The following is a 26,700-nucleotide window of genomic DNA, read 5'->3' as shown; positions in this document are numbered from 1 at the left end:
ACTTCATTTCTTTTGTCAGTAGTTTCTTATGAGACCTTGTTGACATGGTTGCTTTAAGCAATTAATTATGTGCTTAAAGCAACTAATTGGAGGTCTTTACATGGCCGCAGAACAACGCTTGCATGAGCGAGCCGGAATGGTGCGAAGCTTCAACCGTTTCTACACGCGACAGATCGGTGTACTGCACGAGCATCTGCTGGAAAGCCCATTCTCGCTAACGGAGGTGCGCATTCTGTATGAGCTGGCGCATCGGCCGATGCTTACCAGCTCGGATATTTGCCGGGAGCTGGGGCTCAATGCCGGTTATGTGAGCCGGGTGCTGAAAGGCTTCGAGAAGAAGGGGCTCATCACCAGGATCCCCTTGCCCTCCGATCGCCGGGCGGCGCAGCTGCAATTGACTGATCATGGGCGGGAAACTTACCTGCCGTTGAGTGATGCGTCGCAACGCGAAGTTGTTGCCATGCTCAAGCGGCTTTCGGAGCCAGAGCAAAACCAGTTGATCGAGGCGATGCATCAAATCGAGAGCCTGCTTGGCGATACCGATTCTAACTACATGCTGCGCGATCCGCAGCCGGGCGATATGGAATGGATCGTCCATCGACAGGCGGTTCTGTATGCCCAGGAGTACGGCTGGAACAGTGAATATGAAGCACTGACAGCAGACATCGTCGCCAAGTATCTGCGTGATTATGACCCGCAATGGGAACGGTGCTGGGTCGTCGAGAAGCAAGGGAGTGTCGTTGGCTCCGTGTTCGTCGTTAGGGAAGACGAAGCGACCGCAAAGCTGCGGTTACTCTATGTCGATCCCTGCGCCCGAGGTCTTGGAATAGGTGGCCGTCTTGTCGATGAATGCCTAAGATTCTCCCGCCAAGCTGGCTATAAAAAAATCATCTTGTGGACCAACAGCGTTCTTATTGGTGCGCGAAAGATCTATGAAAGAGCGGGTTTCGAACTGGTTGAGGAAACGCCCCATCACAGCTTCGGTAAGGATCTTGTCGGTCAGGTGTGGAGCCGTGAGCTGTAGTACCACGTTGCGAAGCATCGCTCTGCCTAGGCAACGGCCGTGTACCGGACAGCAGAGGGGGCGATAAGTGAGGGTTCAGTGGGTACTTGTCTGCAGGGCCTTGTATTCTAAATAGCTTTCCCCCACAACTCTGCTAGAGACCCACCTACCGGAGAATCCTCGGGTAAGCCAACGGCAGCCACCCGGTCTTTTGCTGCCGCGAGCTGTGCCGGGTCGCCGCGCTCTATTTCTGGCTTTTGGCCTGGTGGATAGGCGCCGACCATTCAGCAATCACGCGCTATGTCATCACGCCCTATGTGATGGAGTAGGCCAGCGCAATTCGAAACAAGATCCACCCTCATCAGAGGGGTAGCATTTAGCCTCGCCATGATGGGCTCTGGCGATAGCCGCCACCACCGCCAATCCGAGCCCACTTCCTTGCTTGTCTCGCGGCATACCGCTGCCAGCATCCCGCGCATGCCGGAATGCCGTAAAAATCTGAGTAGCATATTCCTGAGGAATACCAGGGCCGGAATCCATAACACGCAAAACACACCAGCCGTCGTCCTGGCGCGTTTGGATGATAAGCGACCCTGGTGATGCGTGCTGGCGAGCGTTTTCCAGCAACGCAAGCAATGCCTGACGAATACGGAAAGGGTCGCAGTACACAGCGCCAGATTGCAGATCAAGGGTTGGATAATGATTTGATGCGCTTAGGGTGTGTCTACAAAATTCCACGACGGATTCAATTTCAGTCGAAAGATCACATTGCTTGACCTCAAGGTTCAGATGACCGCTTTCGGCCAAGCTTACGGCGCGAAGGTCTTCAATCAGTTGTGCCATGCCGTCGATTTGGGTAAGGAGGCTTTGAAACTGGGGTTTTTCGGGGGGGAATACACCTTCTGCCAAACCCTGCAGACGCCCGCGTAAAATAGTAACGGGCGTACGCAGCTCATGGGCAATAGCCGCATTCCAGAACGTCATTTCCTTGGACATACGCTGTAATTGGTCTGCCAAGGCATTGAAGTCGTTGGCTAACACGGCGGCTTCGCCTAACGAGCGATCACCCGTCGTGGCGCGTACGTCCAGGTTGCCTTGCGCGACGCGGCGCATGCTTTCTGTTACGGAGTTTAGGGGAACCAGAATGCGACGTGCCAAGTGCATGCCCACTATCACGGCGAACGCCAGCCCAACCAGCGTAGTGCTAACGAGCCAGGCCCACTCTAGCCCCGACGGGAACATGTTTGGTTCGTTAATCGACCCCTGCCAAAAATGGAAGGTAATGAAATAGAAAACATAAGAGGTCACCACGACTAGCAGCGTTATGCCAAAAGCCATCGCTGCCATTGTCAACGCGATAGTTCGGCTCAATCCAATGAGTTTCATTCCGCACTCCACAGGCGGTACCCGACACCGCGTATGCCGACGGGAATACCTTTCAATCCGAGTTCTTCCAGTTTTTTACGCAGCTTGCTTATATGGCTATCTACCGTGCGCTCGAGCGCATCGCCTTCGGGCAGACAGGCAGCCAATAGCTCGGCGCGGGTGCACACCTTCTTGGGTGAACGCGCAAGGTGTGTCAATAATCTGAATTCGGTGAGCGTCAGTGGGAGGCCGTGCAACTCGTCCGCCACCTGTACGCAGGCTTCATGCTGGTCCAGGTCGATTTCGAAGGGGGCGACTCTCAGGATACTAGGCTGGTGACCATCATTACCCATGGTGCGCCTTAATACTGCCTGAGTGCGGGCGACGACTTCGGCTGGATTGAATGGCTTGACGACATAGTCATCGGCCCCGCAACGCAGGCCCATCAGTTTGTCGATATCCTGATCCATCGCGGTCAACATGATGACAGGGGTTCCTCCACGATGGCGAATCTCCGACAGCACCTGCCAGCCATCCAGTTTCGGCATTTTCACATCAAGCAGCACGATATCCGGTTTCATGGATAAGTGCATCTGCAATGCCTTACGTCCATCGTCGGCGCAAAGGGTCCGCAGCCCCGCGCGTCTCAGGTAGGCCTGTAGAATATCAGCGATCTCAGGCTCGTCTTCGGCGATGAGAACCAGGGCTTGGGAGTCGGACGGGGCAGAGGATAGCTGATTCGTGGTGGTCATGGAGAGCCCGATAAAAGATTTATTATTATCTCCATCGTATCTACACACAATATCGACGTAAACGCCATTCCTCATGGATATAGTTCCCTTCATGCCATTTGCAGGCAGAAAGTCTGCCCGTGCCTGAAGGAAATAAATCCATGAAAATCCGACATTTATGCCGGAATTTTGTCTTCTGTGCCATGCTGCTGGCCGTTTTGGTCGGTTGCGGGCCTGCTGGGCAGGAAGTCGATTCACCTCCTCCCCGCGTCTCCATCGTCACGATAGCGCCTGTCAGCCTGGAGCTGACCGAGGACTTGCCGGCCCGGGTGGCTCCCTTGCGCCTGGCGGAAATTCGCCCTCAGGTCAGCGGGATCGTTCAGCGCCGACTTTTTGAACAGGGGGAAGGCGTACAAGCCGGTCAGCCATTGTTCGAAATCAACCCGGCGCCGTTCCGTTCCGAGGTGGAAACCGCGGAAGCTGCCTTGCAGAAAGCCGAGGCCGAGCTGGCGAGTGCACGTAAGCACGCTGCCCGACTGGAGCCCCTTGTCAGGGCAGAGGCGATCAGCCGTCAGGTCTATGACGATGCCGTATCCAAACGTCAGACGGCAGCCGCTGACGTTGCCGAGGCGCGCGCCACGCTGTCGCGCCGCCGTCTCGACCTGGAATTCGCCACGGTGAAATCGCCCATTGCCGGGCGCATCGACCAGGAACTGGTCACGGAGGGTGCGCTTGTCGCCAGCAGCGATAGTAAGCCAATGGCCCGTGTACAGCAGATCGATAAGGTGTATGTCGATATTCAGCGCCCGGCTTCCTCGCTCGAAACGCTACAAGACACGCTAGCGACGCACGCCTCCCTCGAAAAAGGGCTACCGGTCAACATCTTGCGTAGCAATGGCACGCCCTACGATGTCACCGGACGCGTTCTCTTTTCGAGTATCAACGTGGATGCCAGTACGGGAGGTGTCTTGCTGCGTGTGATCGTGGACAACCCGCAGCATCGTCTTCTACCCGGTATGTTCGTGCGCGCTCGTGTGCCCTCTGCAAGCTATGCCAATGCGTTGACGGTGCCGCAACAGTCCGTGGTGCGGATCGGGGGGAAGCCCTACGTTTGGGTGGTCGATGCCGGCGATACGGTGGAAATGGTGGCGGTGCAACTTGGGGAGTTGACGAATGGGAGCTATCGGGTTCGGTCGGGACTGAAAGAAGGGCAAAACGTCGTGGTCGAGGGGACGGAGCGTCTTTCCGATGGCATCCGTGTCAACGCCCGCGACGTGAAGATGTCCGTGTCACCGAGTGCCTCGGCGGCATCCTCTTCCTGAGTTTTCGGAGTACTCGAAATGCCGCAGTTTTTTATCCAGCGCCCGGTCTTTGCATGGGTGGTCGCGCTGTTCATCGTTTTGCTGGGCGTGATGGCCATTCCGAAGTTGCCGGTCTCTCACTACCCCTCGGTCGCGCCTCCTTCGGTGACCATCACCGCGACTTATCCTGGCGCCACGCCGCAGACCATGAACGATGCCGTGCTCGGTCTCATCGAACGTGAACTGTCCAGCGTCAAGAAGCTGCTGTACTTCGAGTCGTCGGCGGATTCTTCCGGCTCGGCGTCTGTCATCGCCACCTTCAAGCCAGGCACCGACCCGGAGCTGGCGCAAGTGGATGTGCAGAACAAGCTCAAGGCGATCGAGCCTCGGTTACCGCAAGCGGTTCGACAGGATGGGCTGAGCGTCGAATCGGCGTCATCCAGTTTTCTGATGATCGTGGGGCTGAATTCCGATGATGGCCGTTTTGATGAGCTCGCTCTCAACGATTATATGGCACGCAATATCGTCGAGGAGTTGCGACGCATCGACGGAGTCGGTCGTGTGCAGCTGTTCGGTGCCGAGCAGGCGATGCGGATTTGGATAGACCCGGACAAGCTGATTGCTTATGACTTGTCGGTCAACGATCTCTCCGATGCGATCAAGGAGCAGAACGCACAGATCGTGCCGGGCAGTATGGGGACGTCTCCGGCCGTGCCAGGACAAAAAGTCACCACGCTGTTGACCGCGCAAGGACAATTGAAGACGCCGGAAGCGTTCGCCGCCATCGTCCTTCGCGCGAATGTCGACGGTTCCAAAGTGGTCTTGGGTGATGTGGCTCGCATTGAGTTGGGCGCCCAATCCTACGGTTTTTCCAATCGCGAGGATGGCCAGCCGGCCACGGCAGCGGCTGTACAGCTGGCACCCGGCGCCAATGCGGTCCGTACCGCCGAAGGTGTACAGGCTCGGCTCGCCGAGTTAAGTCAAAGCTTGCCGGCGGGCATGAACTATTCGATTCCCTTCAATACGGCTCCGTTCGTCAAGGTTTCCATCGAGAAGGTCATCCATACCCTCGTCGAGGCGATGGTGCTGGTCTTTCTGGTGATGTTGCTGTTCCTGCAGAAGATCCGTTACACGCTGATCCCTGCGCTGGTCGCGCCGATCGCGTTGCTGGGGACGTTCACGGTAATGCTGCTGGCGGGCTTCTCGATCAACGTCCTGACGATGTTCGGCATGGTGTTGGCGATTGGCATCATCGTCGATGACGCGATCGTGGTGGTCGAGAACGTCGAGCGCATCATGGCCAAGGAAAGGTTGTCGCCAAAGGACGCCACCATCAAGGCGATGAAGGAAATCACTGGCGCGGTGGTGGGCATCACGCTGGTACTGACGGTGGTGTTCATTCCCATGGCCTTTTCGAGTGGCTCGGTGGGCGCGATCTACAAGCAATTCGCGCTGGCGATGGGGGTCTCGATTCTGTTCTCGGCGTTTCTGGCCCTGACGTTGACGCCGGCACTGTGCGCGAGCCTTCTCAAGCCCATTGAGCCGGGGCACCACGACAAAGGCGGTTTCTTCGGCTGGTTCAACCAGGCGCTTGATCGTATGACCGGCCGTTACGAATCGCGTGTGGGGAGGCTGGTCGCCCGCAGCGGTCGGGTCATGCTGGTGTTTGTGGTCATCGCGGGCGTGCTGGTGTTCGCCTTCCGTCAGTTGCCTTCGGCTTTTCTGCCGGAAGAGGATCAAGGCTATTTCATGACCAGCATCCAGTTGCCCGCCAATGCCACAAGCGAGCGTACCCTGGACGTGGTCAAGGCGTATGAGTCGTACGTGATGTCGCGCCCTGCCGTGGACGGGAATATGTCGATTCTGGGCTTCGGGTTCTCGGGGTCCGGCGCGAATACGGCGTTGGCGTTCACCACCCTAAAGGACTGGGGACAGCGCGACGGCGCCACGGCGGCGGGCGAAGCGGAACTGGCGCAACAAGCCATGGGTGAACTGAACGAAGGGACGGTGATGAGCATGTTGCCGCCGGCCATCGATGAACTGGGCACCAAATCCGGTTTCACGATGTTCCTGCAGGACCGGCGCAACCAGGGGCCGGCGGCCCTCAAGGCTGCCGAGACGAAGCTTCTTGAACTGGCGGCGCACAGCAAGGTAGTCAGCGACGTCTATTCCGACGGGCTTCCCGAGGGAGCGAGCATGCGTCTTGATATCGATCGCCAGAAGGCCGAAGCGCTCGGCGTCTCGTTCGCGAACATCAGTGAAATTCTGTCGACCGCGATGGGGTCGTCCTACATCAACGATTTCCCCAACGAGGGCCGGATGCAGCAGGTCATCATGCAAGCTGACGCCTCGGCACGCATGCAGATCGATGACGTGCTCAAGCTGCAGGTACGAAACAGCAGGGGAGACATGGTGCCCTTGTCAGAGATGGTCATGCCAGTGTGGGACGAAACGCCGCTGCAAATGGTGCGCTACCTGGGCTATCCCGCCGCCAGCATTTCCGGCAGTGCGGCGGCGGGCACCTCCACAGGGGAAGCGATGGCTGAAATGGAGCGTCTGGCCCAGCAACTGCCGCCCGGTTTCGCCGTGGCCTGGACGGGGCAGTCTCTTCAGGAACGGCAGTCCGCTTCCCAGGCGCCGATGCTGGTTGCACTGTCGATCCTGGCGGTATTTCTGGTGTTGGCCGCTCTTTATGAGAGCTGGTCCATTCCGCTGTCGGTCATCCTGGTGGTGCCGCTGGGTCTGCTGGGGGCGGTGGTTGCCATGTTGCTGCGTGACCTGCCCAACGATGTCTTTTTCAAGGTCGGGATGGTCACCGTGATCGGCTTGTCCACCAAGAACGCGATCCTGATCGTGGAGTTCGCGAAACAGCTGCGTGAGCAAGGTAGTGGATTGATGGAAGCGGCGGTAGAGGCCGCCAGACTGCGCCTGCGCCCGATTCTCATGACCTCCCTCGCTTTCGGTCTTGGGGTGGTGCCGTTGATGGTTGCGTTTGGCGCCAGCGCCAAAACCCAACATGCCATAGGCACGGGCGTGTTCGGCGGCATGGTCAGCGGAACGCTGCTGGTGATCCTCTTTGTTCCGGTGTTCTTCGTGTTCGTGATGGGCCTTCAGGAACGCTTCAATGGCTGGCGTTGTTCCCGTCGCACCGGATCATTGCAACCCCATGATGACAAGGAACGTTGATGCCATGCGGCGCTTGATTCTTCCCATCGTGCTGGCTCTGTCGGGATGCTCACTGACACCGGAATTGATCGAACCGGCGCCACCCGTGCCGGACGCCTTTCCAGTGGCATCATCTGAAAACGCGTCCGTGCAAGCGAGCGATATCGGGTGGCGCACGATGTTCCGAGATCCGCGCTTGCAGCGCCTGATCGAGCTGGCATTGCACAATAACCGGGATTTGCGCCTGGCGACGCTGAACGTCGAGTCCGTACAGGCCCGGTACCGTATTCAGCACGCTGCCGTTTTGCCCAGCATTGAGGCTACCGGCAGCGGCACGCGCCAGCGTACTGCGGCCAATGGAGAAACGACGCCGGCTCAGTCATCCATTGTGACTGAACAGGTAGGCGTGAATGTCGGCTTGAGCGTATTCGAAGTCGACCTGTTCGGCCGGGTGCGGGCCCTGTCGCAAGCTGCCCTGGCGCGCTATCTAGCCAGCGAGGAGGGGCGTCGCGCGGCCCGTATTTCGCTGGTCGCGGCCGTCGCTGACGCCTATCTCACTGAACGACTGGCCCTGGAACAGCGCGACCTTGCCGAACGGACGCTGGCGGATTGGCGGCAATCGCTGGAACTGGCCCGCTTGCTCAGGCAGGCCCGGCAGACCGGTGAACTGGAAGTGGTGCAGGCGGAAGGCCAGGTGGCCACGGCGGAGGCGGATCTGGAAGCCCGAAATCGCGCGGTGAGGCAGGCTCGAAACGCCCTCCGGTTACTGGTCGGCGCGGAACTGCCGGCCGACCTGCCTGAAGCCATGCCACTGGAAGGCCAGCCGGTGATGACGCAGCTGCCCGCAGGACTGCCATCGGATCTGCTGACTCGCCGACCCGATATTCGGCAGGCGGAGCAACTGATGGTCGCAGCCAATGCCGACATCGGCGCGGCCCGCGCGGCGTTCTTCCCCCGTATATCGCTGACCGCATCGCTCGGCTATGCCAGCCCGGCCATGAGCGGTCTGTTCGATGGCCAGCATCGTGTCTGGAGTTTCTCGCCGCAGATCACTCAACCCTTGTTCCAGAATGGGCGGTTGCGTGCCGAGCTGCGAGTCTCCGAAGTGCGCAAGTCGAGTGCGGTTGTCGAGTATGAACGTGCCATCCAGATCGCATTCCGGGAAGTCGCCGACGGGCTGGCGGGACGAGAGACCTTTGCCCGTCAAATCGATGCACAAGCGCGAGTTGTCGGAAGCGCCGAACGGCGAGCTGAGCTATCCAATCTGCGTTACCGGTCAGGTGTCGAAAGTCGGCTCGAATGGCTGGATGCCCAACGCCAGCTATACGCGTCACGGCAGACACTGCTGGATTTGCGCCGCAACGAATTCAGCAATGCGGTGGCGTTATACAAGGCGCTTGGCGGCGGCCTGAGCGATGAACAGAGTGCGACGTCAGGCGCATCAGATGGGAGACGTCGATAGTGGCCCCCACCATCATCAAGGAACCATCCGTCTAATGCTTTTTGCTATCCCAAGACGTTGGCTGGTCCTGTTTGCCGTAATGCTGGCTTTTTTGCCCGTTGTCATCGACATGACGATCCTGCACATCGCCATGCCCTCGCTGACGCCGGCGCTCGGTGCCACGGGCACCGAGGTGCTGTGGATCATCGACATCTACCCGTTGCTGATGGCGGGCCTGCTGGTGCCGATGGGCACGTTGGCCGATCGCGTCGGCACGCGCCGTGTGCTGCTGACCGGTCTCGTTGTGTTCGGGGTGGCGTCGCTACTGGCGGCATTCTCGACGACACCCAGCATGTTGATCGGTGCTCGAGTGCTGCTTGCCATGGGAGGATCGATGATCATGCCCTGTGTTCTGGGCGTCATCCGCAAGACCTTCGAGGACGAGCGCGAACGCGCGATGGCGCTTGGCCTATGGGGAACGGTCGGTGCCGCAGGTGCGGCAGTCGGCCCATTGATTGGCGGCGTCTTGCTGGAACATTACTGGTGGGGCTCGGTGTTCCTCATCAATGTGCCCATCATGCTAGTGGTGGCACCGGTCGCCTATGCACTGCTGCCACGCCTCGAGGATACGACACCAGGAAAATGGGCGTTAGGTCAGGCCCTGATCCTGCTTGTTGGTATCATCGCGGTGGTCTATGGCATCAAGTCTGGGGTGGGGGCGGGGCAGCCGCTGTGGCGCGTAGGGTTGGTGCTCTCCTTGGGTTTGGCGATGCTGGCCTGGTTTACACGTATCCAGTTGCGTTCGGCGATGCCGATGCTGGATTTGTCGCTATTTCGTCATCCGGCCATCGTCGCCGGCATGGTGATGGCGCTAGTAGCGTCCGGCGCCTTGGCAGGTGTCGAGCTGACGCTGGCGCAAGAGCTGCAGTATGTACTGGACAAGACGCCGTTGCAGGCGGGCGTTTTCATGGTACCGATCATGGCGGCCGCTGCGGTCGGTGGTCCCGTTGCGGGCGATCTGTCCAACCGGTTTGGCTTACGGCTGGTCGCCAGCATGTCGATGGCGCTCGCGGCAGCCTCTTTGGCCTATCTGGCGCATGCCGACCTGCAGGCGCCTGGCTGGCCAGTACCGTCAGCGCTGGTCGTGCTGGGGCTGACCCTCAGCATCGGTCTGACGGCATCCTCGATCGCTATCATGGGAGCCGTGGATGCCAGTAAGGGCGGAGCGGCGGGGGCTTTGGAAGCCACCGGCTATGAATTGGGCAGTGGGCTTGGCATTACCTTGTTCGGGGTTTTCATGACCAGCGTGTACACCAGAACCATTGTGCTGCCTCCACACTTGGAGTCTGCCCTCGGTGCACAGGCTACGCGCTCGATCAGCGACAGCATCGTCGTGGCGCAACGGCTCGACGCAGCCCAGGCTGACGTGCTCATCACGGCCGCGAAGGCGGCATTCTCTACCACGCATTCGATTCTGTTGACGGCCGCTGCAATGCTCATCGCCCTGCTGTCTGTGGCAGTGTTTCTGATGCTTGGTAGCCACCCAGGCAAGAGAGGTGCTCATGGGTGATGTTGGTCGGGCACTGGCACATCCATGCGGTTTTAGCCTCGGCGAAGGTCACCCGCCGAGAGCGGTTCCTGGCCCAGATGAATGCTCTGGTGCCATGGCAACACCTGATCGACGCACTGTCGCCGTCCTACTTTCCGAATTCGGCAGGCAAGCGGGGCCGGCCGCCAACCGGCTTGGAGTGCATGCTGCGGATTTACTTCCTGCAACAGTGGTATGCCCTTGCCGATGAGGCCCTCGAAGATGCCATCTACGATAGTTGCCCATCACCTTCGTGGCGGTGAAGCTAATGCTGCCTGTCACGGCGCTGCCGATAAGCGGGACGAACTTCGTCACGCCTTTCGCGGCGACCTTGATGCCCATCTTGTTGAGCACCGTCACGATGAGCTTTTTGGTGATGTATTTCCCGGCCAGCTTGCTGCCGGTGTTGGAGATGGCGGTCATTACAAAGAGCTTGGATTCGGTATCCAGGCTTTCGATTTGTTCAGGCGATAAGCCAAATTTTTCATTACTTTTGGGTATCAACCGCATCAAGATGGCCACATCTGAGCCAATATCCACCCCGGGGATGGGAATGATCGCCGCCCCGGCAGAGAGGCCTGAACTCCTCGTGACCATCGAATGGCACGCCTGCTTGATGGCGTCGAGGTCTTCACGTGACGCGATCATGATGCGGTCCTCTCTTGATAGACGATGGTGTGTTACTCAGGCGCCTTCAATCCCATCCACGATAAACACTCGATAATCGGCCCCCTGAAAACGGTGCTGACGGGCTTCCTGGTAGGCCGGGCTTTGGTACCAGGCGCGGGCGGCGGCCATATCGGGGAAGCGTAAAATCACCGCCCCTTCCATGGCGCTGCCTTCGAGCACTTTGAAATCACCATAAAACGCGAGGGGTTCCGGGTCGTGGCCTTCGCGGGCGGCTTTGGCCTTTTCGCTGTATCGCTCCATTTCGTCGCTGTCGTGGGTGTGCTCTTTGATCATCACCACATAAGCGGGCATAGGGACTCCTCGTTGGTGTGAAGTGTTGGCTAGGAATCATACCTTCTATGGGCAGTGTGCTGCCCGTTTAAGTGTCTTACCTCCAAAGCGATGTTAGTGAGCCGCCGACCGGGTCGCTTTCGGGCATCGCCACGTTTGCCACCCGTTTCAGCGCGGCTTCAAGCTGTTCCGGGTCGCCGCGCTCTATTTCCGGCTTTTGGCCTGGTGGGTAGGCGCCTACCATACAGAAGTCATCGTCCGCCTCCAGGCTGGCATGCCCAACGCCTGCGGGCAGCACCAGTACATCCCCTTCACAAAGCATCAGTTCGCGGCCGTTGGGGCCGCCCAGCCGAGCACGGGCCTGCCCCCGAAAAATGCCCAATACCTCATGGGCGGTGGAGTGGAAGTGGTCAAAGTCATACAGATGGTAGCGCCAGGACGGCGGCCAGCCGTGGCGCTTGAACATGGCTTCGAACGTGGCGGCGCGTGCCTCTGGATCAGGTGTGTCGATAACGTCTCGGTAGATCAGTACCGGCAGTGGGGAGTTGGGGTAGCCGGTCGTTTCATCACTGTCGCAATGGAATGTTTCGGGTTCTGGGTTAGTCATCAAGGCCTCCTGATGCTGCGTTGAACGTCGTTATTTAGCAAAGGCTAGCGCATAGGCCGGCGTTGCACTAATATAGAAATCCGCTAAAACTAATGATTATGATTGGCATTACCACTATTGATACGTGGTAGCCGCTCTGATGCTCCCCGCGTCTTTCAAACCAAAACCACAAGGCGAGCAGGGCAGTTTTATTCATTTCAAGGGATCTTTAACATGACTGATAGCAGTAGCAGCGTCCGATGCCATGCGAATCGATTACGGTGGCAGCAGACCACTACCGCCATTTTGTGCGGCACGACGCTGGTGACTCTTCCCATGATTGGGAGTGCCCAAGAGACAGCCGACGGCAGTGACAGTAACGAGGATTATCGTCTCTCCCCCATTATCGTTAACGCCCAGGCCTACGCGGATGATGATGCAAACTCGATAATGGCCCAAGAGCTGTGGGTGGGCGGCAAAGTCGCGACCAGTATTCTCGATACTCCCGCTTCTGTGTCGGTCATTACGGAAAAGGAGATTGAACAGCGGGACGCTAATACCACCGAGGAAGTTCTTCAATATACGCCAGGGGTTATCACCGAGTACTACGCAACTGATGACCGTAACGATTATTTCAAGATCCGCGGCTTTCAGGCGACTACTTACCGCGATGGGCTGACGCTTGGCTCCATGCGCGGTGTTCGCGAGGAACCCTACGCCTATGAACGTGTTGAAGTGCTGCGGGGCGCCAACTCTACCTTGTTTGGCCCCGCGGACCCGGGCGGCTCGGTAAACTTCGTGAGCAAACGGCCAAAGTTTGAGCGTTTTGGAGAAGGCTATCTATCCTATGGCTCATTTGATCGTAAAGAGGCTGGGCTAGATGTAGGCGACACGTTGAATGATAGCGAGACGCTTGCCTATCGCTTCACCGGCAAAATCCAGGATAGTGATCGCGAATACGATCATTCCGAAGATGATAACGAGTTCCTGATGGGCGGCTTGACCTGGGAACCGACAGAATTCACCACAGCGACAGTGATGCTGGATCATCTGAGCCGTGACAGTACCCCCAACAGTGGCGGTTATCCATTCGACCGGGAATACAGTCGCAGCGAATTCTTCGGTGAGCCCGATTACAACTTTCACGATGTTGAGCGAAGCAGCATGACCGGCCATCTCACTCATGATTTCGATAACGGGCTAACCCTGCGTGGCAATCTGCGCTATAGCGATCTAACCGACGACTATGGTTACGTTTATTTGACGGACAGTGTTGACCGTGTCGGCACAGTAGTAAACCGCGGTTATCTCGGTTCAGACAGCGAAGCCCAGGAACTGATCGGCAATGCCATCCTGCAATACGATGCCCGATTCGGTGAGGTTGACAGTAGTACGCTGGCGGGTGTCGAGTATCGCGATGCTTCAAGTGAAGGGACGTCCGTTTACGCACCGGGGAGCTCGATCGATATCTCGAACCCGGTTTACAGCGGTGCTCCAAGCAGCCTGACGGTTTACAACAGCGAGGAGCAGGACTACGAGACCCGTTCAGTGTTCGTTCAACAGAACCTGTCGTTCTTTGACCGCTTTATCGTCACGGGTGGGCTACGCAACGACGCTCTCGATCTTTCCAGCACCGATTTGCTCAGTGACACGACTTCTTCCGACGACTTCTCGGAAACCTCCGTTCGGGGGGCATTGACCTACCGTGTCACCGATGAAGTTTCTACCTATGTCAGCATGGTGGAATCGGTCGCACCACCCGAGGTGGGGGTAACGCCCGAACGCGGCGAGCAGTATGAGGTTGGCGTGAAATATGCGCCGTTTGGCATGAATGCGTTGTTCTCAGCGTCGGTCTATGAGCTGAACAAGGACGATGTCACCATCGCGGTTGTGCAGGATAACGGCACTATCGAGCGCGAAAACATTGGCGAATCTCAGGTTCACGGCCTGGATTTGGAAGCCAAGGCCGAGCTAACCGATAACCTGAGCCTGACGGGTGGCTATTCCTATATGGAGTCGGAAGTGCAGCGCGGTACGCTCCAGGATGGCACCTCGCTTGAAGGCAATGAGTTTACCGAAGCTCCGAAACACACGGCTTCGCTGTGGACCCATTACACGCTGCCAAATCAGGATATGAGTGTTGGCCTGGGTGCCCGCTATACGGATGCCTACTACTTTGATGCCGCCAATACGTCCAAGAGCGATGCGGCAACGCTGTTTGATGCGTCTTTCAGCTATCAGCTTAATCAAGACACCGATCTTACCGTCAACGTCAGCAACCTGCTTGACGAGCAGCACGTGGTGGGCTCCGGTACGGCTGACTTTTACAATCAGGGCCGTGAAGTCGTGGCCAAAGTCAGCTATCGCTGGTAAGGCACTATCAAGGCTCCTGGCAAAATTGAAAACCCCCGCTTTTTAGGCGGGGGTTGCTTTTTAGGCGTCTGTTAGGCCATCAACGATAAAGACGCGGTAGCCGGCACCTTGGCAACGGTGGTCAATAGAAGGGGCCAATACAGGCCGCTACTTGGCTTTCGTGGGTAAATTATCAGCAACGAGTGGCTCTGGCTCAAGCACAATGTCTTGCTCTAGCCGCTCATTTTCCAGAGCCGCCAGGGCAATTTGATAACAATCTTCGATATGACGGTTGCCCATCATCTTCATGGCAGTGAAGCTAATACTGCCTGCCACAGCGCTACCGATAAAAGGAACGAACTTTGTCACGCCTTTAGCGGCTACCTTGACGCCCATCTTCTGTAGCAGCGCCACGATCAGCTTCTTGGTGATGTATTTGCCCGCCAGTTTGCTGCCGGTATTGGAAATGGCGGTCATGACAAAGAGCTTGGATTCGGTATCCAGGCTTTCGATTTGCTCAGGGGTTAAGCCGAATTTTTGATTAATGTTGGGAATTAACCGGGTCAATATAGCCACGTCCGAACCGAGGTCCACGCCTGGAATGGGAATGATCGCCGCCCCGGCTGAAAGGCCTGAGCTCTTCGTGACCATCGACTGGCATGACGCTTTGATGGCGTCGAGTTCTTCCCTGGTCTCGATCATGTGCAGCTCCTTTGGCAAGTGATGTGAGATAACCGTAGTCGATAGTTGCCTGAAATTCGATAAGGTGGTGTTGCCGTTTCTCAGTTGGCTAAAAATCGGCTTTATTTTTCTACGCAGGCTTGAGCGTAGCGGTACCAGCCCTCGCCAATCCGGCGGTAAAGGCAAGGCACGCAAACACCAACACGGCGACGTCGGGTGTCAGCCACCCCAGTAAAAAGCCGAAAATGGGGGCACCAGCGGTCTGGCCGATGGCGATGGTCAAAAATCCGACCATCAAGCCTGTGGCAGGACGGTCGGGTAGTGCCGTAACGCCCCATACCAGATAAACGCCTGTCAGCATGATATACGCCGCGCCAAAAAGCATGCCGCCGCCGAGCGTTAATAGGGGAGTCGTGGCGCTGTTGCCGACCAGCACAATGCCTATCGCCAATGCGGCAAGGAACAGCCAATGCACGCGGTCGATCCCGAACCGCGCTACCAATGTTCCTGCGCCTGCTCCCGCAATACCCGCTGCCCCGATGGCGATCCAGAGCAGCCCAGCGCCGGTGTTGCCCCAGCCTAACTGCAGCGCGGCAAGTTTGCCGCCGAACGACCAAATAGCGGTGCTGGACGCCCCCATCAGAAAAGAGGCTGTAATCAAGCGGACAATTGCGCGGTCAAAGGGAGGCAAACCGCCTGCGGTCTGAGTCGCTTTGGTGCCGCTGGGTACGCTTAGCGCGGTGGCCACCGCCATCACAAAAGCGGCCGCTGCAAAACACGCGAAGGCTAATCGCCATTGGCCTCCCATGAGTAACGCGACGGGCCCGGAAAGCACCACGCCAGCACTGGTGCCCGCATTAATGATGGTATTGGTGGTACTTTGTTGATCAGGCCGGACAGCGGTAGCCACCGCTGCCGCCATGGGCGGTGAGGCAAGCCCGGTGCTTGAGCCTGCCAGCATCACCGCGCTGGCGAGCAGCAGTGGCGAGGGCGCCATGGCGATGCCTGCCATGCCCCCTGCTGCGACCAGGGCCGCCCCAACAGCGACGGCGCGGGCACCGATGCGTTCGGTCAGGTAGGCCGATAGAATGATGGCAATGCAGTAGCCCAGAAAAGACCCACCCGATATGAAGCCACTTAACGTAGGCGATAGCGCAAGGTCGGTATCGATCTGGGGTAGGAAGAGCCCAAAGGCAAAGCGGGCAAAGCCGTAGCATACCGCAATCAGGCCAAACCCCGCCGCACCAAGATATAAGCTCGGATTCATGAGCGTGCCTGCTTGATAAGTGATAATGCGGCTTTGCGAGCCGAGGTTATCGCCTGCGGGCCACGGTAAATCGCGGCTGCGGTGGCGCCTTCGTAGAGGATAAGAAGCTGTTCAGCGAGTTCCGGCGTCTCCTTGCCACCGGTCTCCAGCGCGACAATGTGCTGGATTTTTTCATAGAGCTTCGCTTTGTGAACCAAAACGGCCTCGGTGATTTCCGGCGTGTCACCCCCGGTTTCACCGTAAGCGCGTAGGAAAAGGCATCCTCTCGCACTCTCGATCCGTATCCATTCCTCCAGCGCGTCAAACAACGCGTCGACGCTATCCACGTCCATGAGCTGGTGGAAGCGCCGGTGGCGCTCGTTGAGCACGTTCGTGATTAGCGATGTTTTACTGCCCGCATGTTTGTAGAGCGTTCGGCTCGACATGCTGGCTGCCTTAGTGAGCTTGTCCATCCCAGTGGCGGTAAAGCCGTGCCGGTCGAAAAGCTGCTCTGCTGCTGAAATAAGCTTTGTCTTGGTATCCATGCTTAGTAGTGTAAAACGATCATTTTACATCATCAATGATCATTCTCTGCGAGGCGATAAACCAGCTGTTGCGACAGGTGGCCTTAAACCTCCTTCCTGTCGGCAGATAGCGCTACCTCCTTGTACGTTTCAAGCGACTCAAGCCGCGCTTTTAGCGCATGGCGAATGGAGTCATAGGCCGTGCTGCCTAACGTAATTCGCAGCGGTGGGTTCGGCATGTCGGTTATATTAATCATGGCATCAACGGTGTTGCCTGCATCGCCCTTAATGGCTAAGTCACCTGACGCCAGTGCCCTACGCAGCTCGCCTGCGGGGGTATCTTCATAGATTGGCGTCGTGAGTGTGCGATCCAGCCCTTCAGCAAAGTGGGTGGCAGTGGGACCCGGCTCGGCGATAACGAAATCAATACCAAAAGGCGCGACCTCCTTCGCCACGGATTCGACGAACCCCTCGATGCCCCACTTCGTGGCGTGATATAGGCTGAAGCTTGGATAGGCGATCTGGCCGCCCTCTGACGATACCTGAACGATGCGGCCACCCCCTTGTTCGCGTAAATGGGGCAGTACAGCGCGAATGAACTGTATGGAGCCTGTGAGGTTAGTCGCGATTTGCCGCTCAATCTGTTCATCGCTGGCTTCCTCGGCAGCGCCAAAGAGTCCATACCCCGCATTGCTGACGACCACATCGATTCGACCGAACGTCGTGAACGCTTGCGAAACGGCATCTCTCATCGTCTGTGTATCCGTCACGTCGAAGGTTAGTATCTGCAAACGATCACCGTGCAAGGCGAGCAAGTCGTCCAGCGCCCCCTTACGGCGTAGCGTTGCTATAACGTGGTCGCCGCGTTCTAGCAGCCGTTCAGTGAGCAGGCGGCCAAGGCCGGTGGAAGTGCCTGTGATAAGCCAGGTTTTAGCCATGAGATTAACTCCTAAGTCATTCATCAAGTGTTGCAAGACAAAGGCTAGGGCAGTAATACTGGTAAGAGAATACTCATCAATTGGCACGAAGAGGTGAAAGTAATTCACCAATGGGCAAGTCAACGCTAACCGACCTCAAGGCGTTTCAGGCCGTGGCGGAACACCGCAGCTTTCGCCGCGCAGCCGACCTGATGGGCGTCAGCCGCTCTTCACTCAGCCATACCCTGCGCACGCTTGAACAACGGTTGGGCACCCGGCTACTGCACCGAACCACACGCAGCGTCTCGCTGACCGAGAGCGGCGAGCGCCTGCTCCAGCGGCTGAGCCCGCTATTGAGCGACTTGGAGTCGATTCTGGAGGATGCGTCCAGCGCCGAGGGGAAAATTACGGGTCGGCTGCGTATCAACGGCAGCGAAGGGGCCATTCGGCTGTTACTGCAAACCGTGGTGCCGCGTTTTCTCGCCCTTCATGAGGGCGTCGAGCTTGATCTCGTGGCCGAGGGGCGGCTGGTGGATATTGTCGAGCAGGGGTTTGATGCGGGTGTCAGGCTGAGAGAGGCGGTTCCTCAGGATATGATCGCCATCCCTGTGGGTAATGAGCTGCGTTTTCTTGCCGTTGCCTCCCCTGACTATCTACGTGGCCGGGCGGCACCAAAGAGCCCGGACGACCTGGCCACTCACCAGTGCATAAGGCAACGGCTGCCGAGCGGTAAACTCTACCGCTGGGAGTTTCAGCAAAACGGCCAGGACGTGGCGGTAGACGTGCCTGGCGCGTTGACCTTGGACAGTAGCCAACTGATGGTGGAGGCTGCGGCGGATGGGTTGGGGATTGCCTACGTGCCAGAGTCCTATGCACATGCCTATTTGCGCGATGGGAGGCTGATGACCGTGCTGGAAGCGTGGTGCCCGCCCATTCCAGGGCTGTGTCTTTACTACCCGAATAACCGGCATGTTCCACCGAGCCTGCGGGCTTTTATTGATCTATTGCGAGAGCTGCGGGGCTAGTGTGCGTTTGCGCATGGTCGTGACGTGATAAGCGCTTAGCCATTCTCGGTGAATGCTGGCAGTACCGCCTCGGCCTCGAAGGCAACCAGCCATTCCGGCTCGGCAAGGCCGTACACAATCAGCCAAGTAGCCGCCGGCGGCGCGACGGGGAAGCGGTGCTTCAACGCTTCCATCACCACGTGCTGGTCGTAACGCGCGGATTCGGCCAGGTAAATTCTCAACATTACCACTCGCGAAAGATCGCCACCGAGGCCTGTTAGCAACTGTTCAACATTGTCCAGCGCCGCATCGGTCTGCTCGGCAAGCTCGGGACCCGCCAGCTCGCCCGACGAATCCACCCCCACTTGGCTGGACATCAGCACCCAGTTGCCTCCCTGTACCAACACGGCTTGGCTATGGCCTTCGGCCAGGGTATCGGGCAGATTAGACGGGTTTAGGGGCTTACGTCTTAAAATTTGCATGACCACCTCGTTGGTAAACGTTTGGTTATGACGATCCCTTGATCAATTGCGTGCGATGCCCTGCTTACCGCTTTCACTGGTCCCGTATTCTCTGTTTAGCGCCATAATCAACCCAGGGTGGGCGTTGTGGGCCGAGAGCTCCCAACCGTGCGCCATGGCAATCTCCTGGCAGATCGCCAGCCCCAAACCGGCGCCGTGGTCGCGTCGATGCGCACCTCGCCAGAAACGAGAGAACAGCAGAGGCAGCTGTTCTGGCGCGACGCCAGGCCCCCGGTCTCGCACGGTTATACTGTTTTCCTGGATCTCAATGCTGACGAGGCTCTGCTTGGGAGCATGCTGGATAGCGTTCTCCAGCAAGTTTTTGAGCAAGGTGAAGCATGCCCCACGATCAGCCTTCCATGTCACCCCATCATTAGCGGCGAGAACGGTTAAATGCACGTCGGTGGACTCCGCCATACGTTGCAAGTAGGTGGAAGTTTCGTGGGCGATGTCCTGCATCCGAACAACGCTAAACTGGTAGTTGTGCGCCTCGCTCGCTTCGGCCAGCAGTAGCAGTTGTTGCACCTGCCGCGTCATGTACTCGACATCGCTCAATAGCGCCTCGCGATCATTCTTACCATCCGCGATCAATTCAATCTGTGCACGAATCAAGGCCAGTGGTGTTTTTAACTCGTGCGCTGCATGGGCGAGAAACTCCTGCTGGAGACGATAACCCCGCTCAAGGCGCGCCAGGGCGTGATTGAAACTATCCACCAGGGGCGCAATTTCCACAGGTACCGCTTCCGTATCGAGCCGGGCATCGATAGAGTGCGGCGAGATAGCCGCCGCCGATTTGGAAACATCGCGCAGCGGCTTGAGGGTTAAGCGCAAGGTAATGTAGGCGCATAGACCGAAGGCAACGAACATGACAAAGCCAAACACCAGTACGCCCGCTACCACCAGTGGAAAGGCTACGAGATAGAGAACATCAACGAATCTTGAACTGGCGACGAACTGCAGATACCACGTTCTTCCACCATGCTCAAAGGGCTCCGTGGCACCGTAGAAAGTTCTGTCATCATACTCAAAGGAAAAGGTGCCACGCGCCAAACGTAGAACCTCGCCGTCGGCTGGCCAGAAAGCTTCTCCGGCACTCGAGGCCACCGCTACGTTCCCGGCATCATCCAGAATTCGGTACGCCGTCTCGCGTTGTGGGCCTTCGTATAGCCAAGCGCGGTCGTTCATGCTGGCGTCGAAACCGACGGGCCGGCCACGACTGTCGAACTCGATATTGTTCGCCATCCCCTCGGCCGCGTCGGCCAGATCCATACGAGGCAGTAGATCACTCTGAAGCATCACAGCTGCGGCAATTACCAGCAGTGTGATACTCAGCACCATACCCGCCAAATAGGCCAGCAGCACTTTCAGCCTCAGGCTATTTAGCGTCATCCGCTTGACGAAGCGCATACCCCATCCCTCTGACGTTGGCGATTCGCTGGCGCGAACCGATGGCAAGCAGCTTGCGGCGTAAGCGGTGCAGCGCCACATCCAGGGCATTCGGCGTCACTGCCTCGCTTAACCCCCAGGCCGCCGCTTCCAGCGCACTGCGCCGGACCACCTCATCGTGCTTGTATAACAACAACTGCATAATGTGCAGCTCCGCCGAGGCAAGGGTAATACTCTCGTTACCGCTGAACAGAACGCCGCTTTCCGTATGCAGTCTCAGGTCGCCATGACTGGTATCGATGGGGTGGAACTCCACCGGGCGGCGTAGCAAGGCCTTAACCCGTGCCACCATCTCGTCCATGGCAAATGGCTTGGGCAGGTAGTCATCGGCACCGGATTCAAGACCTTCTAGCCGGTCATGCAGCGCATCGCGGGCCGTCAACACCAGGCAGGGAACGCTGAGCCCCGCGTTGCGCAGCTTCTTCAGCAATAGCAGTCCGTCCCCATCTGGCAAGCCACGATCAAGCACCAGCGCCTGATAGGGCATCTGCTGGATAGCTACCCAAGCCGAATCGATGCGGTCGACCATATCAACGGCGATACCAGCGGCTACCAACCCATTGCACATTAAATGAGCCAGCCGGTCGTGGTCCTCGATCAGCAGTATGCGGCTCATCAGAATGTATAAAGATAGCCAGCTAATACGGCATTTTGGGTCGAACGATCCACCAGCGGACTATCTTTGATTTCGTCCGCCAGACTTGTGACCTCAACACCTATTAGCACAGAGTGATGCTCGTCAAACTGGTACACGCCGCGCACCCCCGCCTCGATATTGATAGCCGATTCCCCTGAATAGGCAGGGCGATCGAAGCGAACCTCATTATCGCGAACGCCGAAATAGTAATCGACGTTCTTGTCGTCCTGCCAGGACGCCCCCAAATGTGGGGTTAGCATTACATGTTCGCCGAATTCCCACGTTCTCTCCAGGCCAAGATCGAAGCGCTGCCCGTCGCTGTTGCCGGAGACGTCGGAGAGCCATTCAGCGCCGACATCAACGATATCGCTTTTCCACTCCACCTTTGCCCCCGCCCAGAAGCCGCCCTCGCGTTCACTCATGCCGTTGAGAATCGGGGCGTCGCCTTCTTCGTAGCCGCTTTCATCGTACTCGGCGACGATACCGAAATTGAGCTGTTGCGAGTCGCTGATTATGAGACTCGGCAGTTTGAATTCGATTTCCGGGCCGAAGAGACTAAAGTACCGGTTCTCGACCTGGAGTAGGGGAAGGGCGCTGTTATCCCGATCGATACCGGCATAGGGTTCCTGCTCGCTTATTGCGCCTACGCCCAATCCCCAGGTGGTTCCGTCTGAATTCTCTTCGTCAGCGAACGCCAACGGAGAGGCAATAACAAGACCACCGATAAATGCGGTTGTCGCCAATCTTATAGTGGTGAGGCGGCCGTTCAGCAATAGCGACTGATGAGAATTCATGGTTGCACTCCTAGCATTGTGTGTAAGTGAGAGCGTTATGGAAGTGCCATCATCAGGAGCGCTATCTTACGGGTTTCTTACTGATCCCAATTTTTTTAAAAAGTTACCTCAGTAAGAAATGAGAAAGGAAGACAGGCCGATAGTGGTTCAACAGAAATGCTTGATGTCGTTTTTCATCAACGAACTGAACCATTTGGAACAGGCCTGAATTATGTCACCTCCGACCAGAAAAATGTATCTCGGCATTATGCTTGTCGTGACCGCCAGCGTTGCCGCGCTGGCGTGTATACAGGCTGTCTCGTCAGAAAGCGATACAACTGACGAACCCACGGCGCAGCCCTCACTATCGGTCAATGTGACGACCTTAAAATCTCAGACGCTTCCGACGACGATTGAAGCCAATGGTGATATTGCCGCGTGGCAGGAGATCAGTGTCGGCAGCGAAATAAGCGGCCTGCGGCTGGTCGACGTCAAGGTAGACGTGGGTGATGAGGTCACAGAAGGGCAGGTGCTGGCCGTTTATAACGACAGGACGGTGCGCGCAGAGCTTGCAAGAAGCCGCGCCGCCGTGGCGGAAGCCGAAGCAACGCTTGCGGAAGCCACGGCAAACGCCCAGCGTGGCCGGGGTTTGAAAACCACCGGGTCGCTTTCAGAACAGCAGATCCAGCAATACGAAACCGCCGAACTGACCGCACGAGCGCGGCTAGAGGTTGCACAAGCAGAGAATGAAGCTCAAGCGATACGCTTGGCTCAGACGGAGGTGGTCGTCCCAGACGACGGTTTGATTACCTCCCGCACGGCCACTGTAGGCGCTGTTACCGGCGCCGATCAGGAATTGTTCCGATTGACGCGCAACGGTCGGCTGGAATGGCGGGCCGAAGTCGCCGCTTCTGATCTGAACAAGCTGCGGCCCGGTCAGACTGCCAGAGTCACCCTATCAGGTGGCTACGAACTCGACGGGCGTTTGCGCACAATTGCGCCGCTAGTCGATGCCGCTACCCGAAATGGCCTGGTCTACGTCGATCTTCCAGCAAGCGACGTCGCTCGGGCGGGAATGTTTGCGCGGGGAGAGTTTGAACTGGGCAGCCGCCAAGTAATGACGCTACCCCGAGCTGCGGTGCAACGACGCGATGGCTTTGGCTATGTCCATCGCGTCAGCGATGAAGGCCAGATAACGGAGCAGAAAGTTGCCCTTGGCCAGCAAACGGATGATCGCATCGAAATTCGCGACGGTCTTGAGCCCGATGCCAAGGTGGTCGCCTCGGGCGGTGCTTTTCTGGGCAATGGTGACCAGGTTCGGGTGATTGAAGGAGAGCCGGCTCATTCACCCCAAACGAACGATACCGACGTTGAGGAGGAGGGGGTATGACGCTTAATGCCTCATCCTGGGCGATTCGCAATCCTATTCCGGTGATCCTGCTCTTTATTCTATTGACCTTCTGGGGGCTCATCTCCTTCCGAGGCTTGTTTATTCAGGACTTGCCGGATGTACAGCTGCCCCTCGTGGAGGTCTCCGCCTCGTTGCCCGGTGCGGCCCCCGCCTTAATGGAGAACGAGGTTGCTCGCAAGATCGAGGACTCCATCGCTACCGTCTCCGGCGTCAAAAATATCTCTACAACGCAGACGGATGGTAATGCCGATATCGCTATCGAATTCCGGCTGGAAAAGTCCGTGCAAGAGGCTATTGATGATGTGCGCGACGCTGTTGCTCGCATCCGCTCGGATCTACCCGCCGACCTGCGTGATCCAGTGATTCAGAAGGGTGAGTTTTCCAGTGAGCCGATTGTACGCTACACGGTGACTTCCTCCGATCTAGACGATGAGGCCATCTCCTGGTTCGTCGATGACAAAATGACCAAGGCCGTCTTGGCGGTGCCCGGTGTTGGTTCGGTTCGGCGCATCGGTGGGGTCGATCGCGAAGTCCGCGTGGCATTGGATCCGGATCGCCTGCTGGCGTTAAACACGACAGCGCTGGATATCTCCCGCCAGCTGCGCCAAGCGCAGTTGGAGGCGCCCGGTGGCCGTGTGGATGTCGGCGGCGCCGAACAGGCCGTGCGCATCATCGCCAATGCTGAATCCGCCGCCGAGCTTGCGACGATGGAGCTGGCGCTCAGTGACGGTCGGCGCATTCGACTTGATGAAGTGGCGACGGTTACCGATACCGTGGCCGAGCGGCGTTCGATTGCATTGATGGATGGGGCGCCCGTGGTCGGCTTCGAGATGACCCGTGCCGAGGGATACGGCGAGGTGGATGTGGCCGAGGGCGTGCAGTCTGCGCTCGCGGAATTGCAGGCGCAATATCCCCATATAGAGATCGAAGAAGCCTTCAATTTCGTTGGGGAGGTGGTGGAGAACTACCAGGGCTCCATGCAGATGTTATTCGAGGGCATGGCGCTGGCGGTGGTGGTGGTGTTCTGCTTCCTGCGCAATTGGCGTGCCACACTGATTGCGGCGGTTACGCTTCCGCTGTCGATCATCCCCACCTTCGCTTTCATGCAACTGATGGGCTTCTCACTCAATGTGGTGACGTTGCTGGCGCTCTCGCTGGTGATCGGGGTGCTGGTGGACGATGCCATCGTCGAGATTGAGAATATCGAGCGGCATCTGCTAATGGGCAAGCCCCCGCGCCGGGCCGCCATGGATGCGGCGGCAGAAATCGGCTTGGCCGTGGTTGCCACGACCTTCACGTTGATTGCCGTTTTTCTGCCCACGGCCTTCATGAGCGGCACCGTCGGGAAATTCTTCGTTCAGTTCGGTTGGACGGCCTCGGTAGCGGTGCTGTTTTCGCTGTTGGTGGCGCGCCTGCTGACGCCCATGCTGGCTGCGTATCTTCTACGTAAACCCCAGCATCCCCCGCGCGATCCAGCGTGGATTAGCTACTACTTGATTGTTGCTAACGGGTGCCTGCACCACCGTAAGACAACGATTATCGCGGCGACGGCCTGCTTTGCAGGAGGTATCTGGCTGGCCTCGACCCTGCCGGGTACCTTCATACCCCCGGATGATAATTCCCAAACGCAGGCAACGCTCACCTTGCCGCCCGGCAGTACCTTGTCTGAAGCGGAGGCGCTTGCCGAGCAGGCACGCTCACGACTGGTGACGCAACGCCATGTCGTCAGCGTCTTCGCGGCCGTCGGTGAGGACTCCGGCAGCAGTGACAGCGGTGTGACCTCGGTTGAGCTGACCGTTGGTTTGGCGGATCGCGCAACCCGCTCGGGCGTTACGCAGCAAGACATAGAGCAGCAGTTGCGCGCTGCACTCGCCACGCTTCCCGGCGTGCGAACTCGCGTAGGCGACGAGGGGGATGGCTATGAGTTAGTCCTCGCCGGTGAGGATAGCCGGGTACTTGAACAGCATGCCCGCCAAGTCGAGCGGGAGATGCGTTCCATTCCCGGCATCGGCGCGGTGAGTTCGACGGCCAGCCTTGTTAGGCCTGAACTTATTGTACGCCCTGATTTTGCTCGCGCCGCCGACCTTGGGGTCTCTGCACAAGCTATTGCCGATACGCTGCGCATCGCGACCGTGGGAGATGACGACGAGGATCTGCCTAAGCTGAACCTAAGCTCACGCCAAGTGCCAGTGATGATCCGACTGGCGGATGCGGCTCGGGAGGATATGGCGACCCTTAAACGACTGCCTGTCCCGGGTGCTAATGGGATGGTGCCACTCGAGAGCGTGGCCTCTTTTGAGTGGAGCAGTGGCCCTTCGGAAATCACCCGGCATAATCGTCTGCGCAACGTCAATTTCGAGGTAAGCCTGCAAGGGCAGCCTTTGGGAGAAATCGAACAGGCCGTGCAGGCACTGCCCAGTTTACGTCAGTTGCCGCGCGGCGTGTTTCAGGCAGCAGAAGGCGATGCAGAGGAAATGGAGGAGCTTGCCTCAAGCTTCGGGATTGCCATGCTGACCGGCGTGTTGTGTATCTATATGGTGCTGGTGCTGCTGCTCAAGGATTTCATGCAGCCGATCACCATTCTGGTGGCACTGGTACTCTCCATCCCCGGGGCTTTCCTGGCGTTGTTCCTCACGCAGACGCCCGTGTCGCTGCCTGCCATGATCGGATTGATTATGCTGATGGGGATTGCCACCAAGAACTCGATCCTGCTGGTGGACTACATCATCATCGCCCGTCGGGCGCATGGGTTAGAACGCTTGGACGCTACTCTTGATGCCTGCAAGAAGCGTGTCCGGCCCATCGTGATGACGACGATCGCCATGGGGGCGGGCATGATGCCGATCGCCTTGGGGTGGGCGGGCGATCCCAGCTTCCGGGCCCCCATGGCCTTTGTGGTCATTGGCGGGTTGATCACCTCGACGCTTTTAAGCCTGCTGGTGATTCCGGTTGTCTACAGTAGCGTCGATGATATTGTGAGCGGGCTGCGACGCTTGACGCCGAACCGGAGCGAGACAAAAACGGCTGGGCTTGAATAACCTGGGGTTC

22 protein-coding genes and 1 pseudogene are annotated in these 26,700 nt (G+C 58.0%); 11 read left to right on the top strand and 12 right to left on the bottom strand.

Annotated elements, in window-relative coordinates:
• The first annotated feature begins 100 nt into the window (after window positions 1–100).
• Window positions 101–1,024 carry a bifunctional helix-turn-helix transcriptional regulator/GNAT family N-acetyltransferase gene (locus tag CPH17_RS08045; protein WP_172898693.1) on the top strand — a complete coding sequence of 308 codons (924 nt, stop codon included), beginning with the start codon at window positions 101–103 and terminating at the stop codon, window positions 1,022–1,024.
• A 285-nt stretch (window positions 1,025–1,309) separates the two neighbouring features.
• On the opposite strand, the gene CPH17_RS08035 is transcribed toward CPH17_RS08045, so the two are convergent.
• Both CPH17_RS08035 and CPH17_RS08030 read right to left on the bottom strand, forming a co-directional pair.
• Window positions 1,310–2,389, bottom strand: a complete 1,080-nt coding sequence (locus tag CPH17_RS08035; RefSeq protein ID WP_096298951.1) for an ATP-binding protein — start codon at window positions 2,387–2,389, stop codon at window positions 1,310–1,312.
• Entirely contained in the window at window positions 2,386–3,120 is a 735-nt protein-coding gene (locus CPH17_RS08030) for a response regulator (protein ID WP_096298949.1), read from the bottom strand. Before CPH17_RS08030 ends, CPH17_RS08035 begins: the two co-directional genes overlap by 4 nt.
• Window positions 3,121–3,260: 140 nt before the next feature.
• On the opposite strand from CPH17_RS08030, the gene CPH17_RS08025 reads away from it, so the two are divergent.
• The 6 genes and pseudogenes from CPH17_RS08025 to CPH17_RS20235 all read left to right on the top strand — a co-directional run bounded on the left by CPH17_RS08025 (window position 3,261) and on the right by CPH17_RS20235 (window position 11,068).
• The gene (locus CPH17_RS08025) at window positions 3,261–4,421 is read left to right on the top strand and encodes an efflux RND transporter periplasmic adaptor subunit (RefSeq protein WP_096298947.1); all 1,161 of its coding nucleotides are present in this window, start codon (window positions 3,261–3,263) and stop codon (window positions 4,419–4,421) included.
• Window positions 4,422–4,439: 18 nt separating this feature from the next.
• On the top strand, window positions 4,440–7,586 hold the full coding sequence (locus tag CPH17_RS08020; RefSeq protein ID WP_096298945.1) for a multidrug efflux RND transporter permease subunit: 3,147 nt from the start codon (window positions 4,440–4,442) through the stop codon (window positions 7,584–7,586).
• Window positions 7,587–7,590: 4 nt separating this feature from the next.
• Window positions 7,591–9,027 (top strand): efflux transporter outer membrane subunit, encoded by a 1,437-nt coding sequence (locus CPH17_RS08015; protein ID WP_074397261.1) that lies wholly within the window; start codon window positions 7,591–7,593, stop codon window positions 9,025–9,027.
• A gap of 34 nt (window positions 9,028–9,061) precedes the next feature.
• On the top strand, window positions 9,062–10,576 hold the full coding sequence (locus tag CPH17_RS08010; protein ID WP_096298943.1) for an MFS transporter: 1,515 nt from the start codon (window positions 9,062–9,064) through the stop codon (window positions 10,574–10,576).
• A pseudogene (locus tag CPH17_RS08005) lies at window positions 10,576–10,833 on the top strand (transposase); the annotation flags it as partial. The gene CPH17_RS08010 and the pseudogene CPH17_RS08005, both read left to right, overlap by 1 nt.
• Complete coding sequence (locus CPH17_RS20235; protein WP_231898098.1) at window positions 10,817–11,068, top strand: hypothetical protein; 252 nt, start codon at window positions 10,817–10,819, stop codon at window positions 11,066–11,068. The pseudogene CPH17_RS08005 and the gene CPH17_RS20235, both read left to right, overlap by 17 nt.
• A 210-nt stretch (window positions 11,069–11,278) precedes the next feature.
• Here the strand turns inward: CPH17_RS20235 and CPH17_RS07995 are convergent, their stop codons facing one another.
• Together CPH17_RS07995 and CPH17_RS07990 are read right to left on the bottom strand one after the other, a co-directional pair.
• Entirely contained in the window at window positions 11,279–11,575 is a 297-nt protein-coding gene (locus tag CPH17_RS07995; protein WP_096298941.1) for a DUF1330 domain-containing protein, read from the bottom strand.
• A 76-nt stretch (window positions 11,576–11,651) separates the two neighbouring features.
• Window positions 11,652–12,161 carry a cupin domain-containing protein gene (locus CPH17_RS07990; RefSeq protein WP_096298939.1) on the bottom strand — a complete coding sequence of 170 codons (510 nt, stop codon included), beginning with the start codon at window positions 12,159–12,161 and terminating at the stop codon, window positions 11,652–11,654.
• Between the two features lie 213 nt (window positions 12,162–12,374).
• Here CPH17_RS07990 and CPH17_RS07985 point away from each other — a divergent pair, with 213 nt between their 5' ends.
• Entirely contained in the window at window positions 12,375–14,513 is a 2,139-nt protein-coding gene (locus tag CPH17_RS07985; RefSeq protein WP_096298937.1) for a TonB-dependent siderophore receptor, read from the top strand.
• A gap of 147 nt (window positions 14,514–14,660) precedes the next feature.
• Here the strand turns inward: CPH17_RS07985 and CPH17_RS07980 are convergent, their stop codons facing one another.
• The 4 genes from CPH17_RS07980 to CPH17_RS07965 form a co-directional block, all read right to left on the bottom strand.
• Window positions 14,661–15,194, bottom strand: a complete 534-nt coding sequence (locus CPH17_RS07980) for a hypothetical protein (protein WP_074397256.1) — start codon at window positions 15,192–15,194, stop codon at window positions 14,661–14,663.
• A gap of 109 nt (window positions 15,195–15,303) precedes the next feature.
• Window positions 15,304–16,440, bottom strand: a complete 1,137-nt coding sequence (locus CPH17_RS07975; RefSeq protein WP_074397255.1) for an MFS transporter — start codon at window positions 16,438–16,440, stop codon at window positions 15,304–15,306.
• Complete coding sequence (locus CPH17_RS07970; RefSeq protein WP_074397254.1) at window positions 16,437–16,964, bottom strand: TetR/AcrR family transcriptional regulator; 528 nt, start codon at window positions 16,962–16,964, stop codon at window positions 16,437–16,439. The genes CPH17_RS07975 and CPH17_RS07970 overlap by 4 nt, the downstream gene beginning before the upstream one ends.
• A gap of 83 nt (window positions 16,965–17,047) precedes the next feature.
• Window positions 17,048–17,881: an SDR family oxidoreductase gene (locus CPH17_RS07965; RefSeq protein WP_074397253.1), complete on the bottom strand. Its 834-nt coding sequence runs from the start codon at window positions 17,879–17,881 to the stop codon at window positions 17,048–17,050.
• 110 nt (window positions 17,882–17,991) lie between these two features.
• Here CPH17_RS07965 and CPH17_RS07960 point away from each other — a divergent pair, with 110 nt between their 5' ends.
• Window positions 17,992–18,885, top strand: coding sequence for a LysR family transcriptional regulator (locus tag CPH17_RS07960; RefSeq protein WP_074397252.1), 894 nt, complete (start codon window positions 17,992–17,994; stop codon window positions 18,883–18,885).
• A 35-nt stretch (window positions 18,886–18,920) separates the two neighbouring features.
• Here the strand turns inward: CPH17_RS07960 and CPH17_RS07955 are convergent, their stop codons facing one another.
• From CPH17_RS07955 to CPH17_RS07940, 4 genes are read right to left on the bottom strand one after another with little or no spacing between them, the layout of a single operon-like run.
• Entirely contained in the window at window positions 18,921–19,346 is a 426-nt protein-coding gene (locus tag CPH17_RS07955) for a Rid family hydrolase (RefSeq protein WP_074397251.1), read from the bottom strand.
• A gap of 42 nt (window positions 19,347–19,388) precedes the next feature.
• Window positions 19,389–20,792 (bottom strand): ATP-binding protein, encoded by a 1,404-nt coding sequence (locus CPH17_RS07950; RefSeq protein ID WP_074397250.1) that lies wholly within the window; start codon window positions 20,790–20,792, stop codon window positions 19,389–19,391.
• On the bottom strand, window positions 20,761–21,447 hold the full coding sequence (locus tag CPH17_RS07945) for a response regulator transcription factor (protein WP_074397249.1): 687 nt from the start codon (window positions 21,445–21,447) through the stop codon (window positions 20,761–20,763). The genes CPH17_RS07950 and CPH17_RS07945 overlap by 32 nt, the downstream gene beginning before the upstream one ends.
• Window positions 21,447–22,262: a MipA/OmpV family protein gene (locus CPH17_RS07940; protein WP_074397248.1), complete on the bottom strand. Its 816-nt coding sequence runs from the start codon at window positions 22,260–22,262 to the stop codon at window positions 21,447–21,449. Before CPH17_RS07940 ends, CPH17_RS07945 begins: the two co-directional genes overlap by 1 nt.
• A gap of 211 nt (window positions 22,263–22,473) precedes the next feature.
• On the opposite strand from CPH17_RS07940, the gene CPH17_RS07935 reads away from it, so the two are divergent.
• Window positions 22,474–23,631: an efflux RND transporter periplasmic adaptor subunit gene (locus tag CPH17_RS07935; RefSeq protein ID WP_231896459.1), complete on the top strand. Its 1,158-nt coding sequence runs from the start codon at window positions 22,474–22,476 to the stop codon at window positions 23,629–23,631.
• The gene (locus CPH17_RS07930) at window positions 23,628–26,690 is read left to right on the top strand and encodes an efflux RND transporter permease subunit (protein ID WP_096298935.1); all 3,063 of its coding nucleotides are present in this window, start codon (window positions 23,628–23,630) and stop codon (window positions 26,688–26,690) included. Before CPH17_RS07935 ends, CPH17_RS07930 begins: the two co-directional genes overlap by 4 nt.
• Window positions 26,691–26,700: the final 10 nt, after the last annotated feature.

This window comes from Halomonas sp. hl-4 (assembly GCF_900215475.1).
Classification (GTDB): domain Bacteria; phylum Pseudomonadota; class Gammaproteobacteria; order Pseudomonadales; family Halomonadaceae; genus Vreelandella.
This window is presented reverse-complemented; position numbering and strand designations above follow the sequence as displayed.

What these genes read in the sequence shown, in the direction of transcription:
- CPH17_RS07930 (WP_096298935.1), top strand. Translation starts at nt 23,628, where the DNA reads ATGACGCTTAATGCCTCATCCTGGGCGATTCGCAATCCTATTCCGGTG.
- CPH17_RS07975 (WP_074397255.1), bottom strand. Translation starts at nt 16,440, where the DNA reads ATGAATCCGAGCTTATATCTTGGTGCGGCGGGGTTTGGCCTGATTGCG.
- CPH17_RS07945 (WP_074397249.1), bottom strand. Translation starts at nt 21,447, where the DNA reads ATGAGCCGCATACTGCTGATCGAGGACCACGACCGGCTGGCTCATTTA.
- CPH17_RS08015 (WP_074397261.1), top strand. Translation starts at nt 7,591, where the DNA reads ATGCGGCGCTTGATTCTTCCCATCGTGCTGGCTCTGTCGGGATGCTCA.
- CPH17_RS08035 (WP_096298951.1), bottom strand. Translation starts at nt 2,389, where the DNA reads ATGAAACTCATTGGATTGAGCCGAACTATCGCGTTGACAATGGCAGCG.
- CPH17_RS08025 (WP_096298947.1), top strand. Translation starts at nt 3,261, where the DNA reads ATGAAAATCCGACATTTATGCCGGAATTTTGTCTTCTGTGCCATGCTG.
- CPH17_RS07935 (WP_231896459.1), top strand. Translation starts at nt 22,474, where the DNA reads ATGTCACCTCCGACCAGAAAAATGTATCTCGGCATTATGCTTGTCGTG.
- CPH17_RS07995 (WP_096298941.1), bottom strand. Translation starts at nt 11,575, where the DNA reads ATGCCCGCTTATGTGGTGATGATCAAAGAGCACACCCACGACAGCGAC.
- CPH17_RS07955 (WP_074397251.1), bottom strand. Translation starts at nt 19,346, where the DNA reads ATGCAAATTTTAAGACGTAAGCCCCTAAACCCGTCTAATCTGCCCGAT.
- CPH17_RS07990 (WP_096298939.1), bottom strand. Translation starts at nt 12,161, where the DNA reads ATGACTAACCCAGAACCCGAAACATTCCATTGCGACAGTGATGAAACG.
- CPH17_RS07960 (WP_074397252.1), top strand. Translation starts at nt 17,992, where the DNA reads ATGGGCAAGTCAACGCTAACCGACCTCAAGGCGTTTCAGGCCGTGGCG.
- CPH17_RS07980 (WP_074397256.1), bottom strand. Translation starts at nt 15,194, where the DNA reads ATGATCGAGACCAGGGAAGAACTCGACGCCATCAAAGCGTCATGCCAG.
- CPH17_RS07965 (WP_074397253.1), bottom strand. Translation starts at nt 17,881, where the DNA reads ATGGCTAAAACCTGGCTTATCACAGGCACTTCCACCGGCCTTGGCCGC.
- CPH17_RS08020 (WP_096298945.1), top strand. Translation starts at nt 4,440, where the DNA reads ATGCCGCAGTTTTTTATCCAGCGCCCGGTCTTTGCATGGGTGGTCGCG.
- CPH17_RS20235 (WP_231898098.1), top strand. Translation starts at nt 10,817, where the DNA reads ATGCCATCTACGATAGTTGCCCATCACCTTCGTGGCGGTGAAGCTAAT.
- CPH17_RS07985 (WP_096298937.1), top strand. Translation starts at nt 12,375, where the DNA reads ATGACTGATAGCAGTAGCAGCGTCCGATGCCATGCGAATCGATTACGG.
- CPH17_RS08010 (WP_096298943.1), top strand. Translation starts at nt 9,062, where the DNA reads ATGCTTTTTGCTATCCCAAGACGTTGGCTGGTCCTGTTTGCCGTAATG.
- CPH17_RS08030 (WP_096298949.1), bottom strand. Translation starts at nt 3,120, where the DNA reads ATGACCACCACGAATCAGCTATCCTCTGCCCCGTCCGACTCCCAAGCC.
- CPH17_RS07950 (WP_074397250.1), bottom strand. Translation starts at nt 20,792, where the DNA reads ATGCGCTTCGTCAAGCGGATGACGCTAAATAGCCTGAGGCTGAAAGTG.
- CPH17_RS07970 (WP_074397254.1), bottom strand. Translation starts at nt 16,964, where the DNA reads ATGGATACCAAGACAAAGCTTATTTCAGCAGCAGAGCAGCTTTTCGAC.
- CPH17_RS07940 (WP_074397248.1), bottom strand. Translation starts at nt 22,262, where the DNA reads ATGAATTCTCATCAGTCGCTATTGCTGAACGGCCGCCTCACCACTATA.
- CPH17_RS08045 (WP_172898693.1), top strand. Translation starts at nt 101, where the DNA reads ATGGCCGCAGAACAACGCTTGCATGAGCGAGCCGGAATGGTGCGAAGC.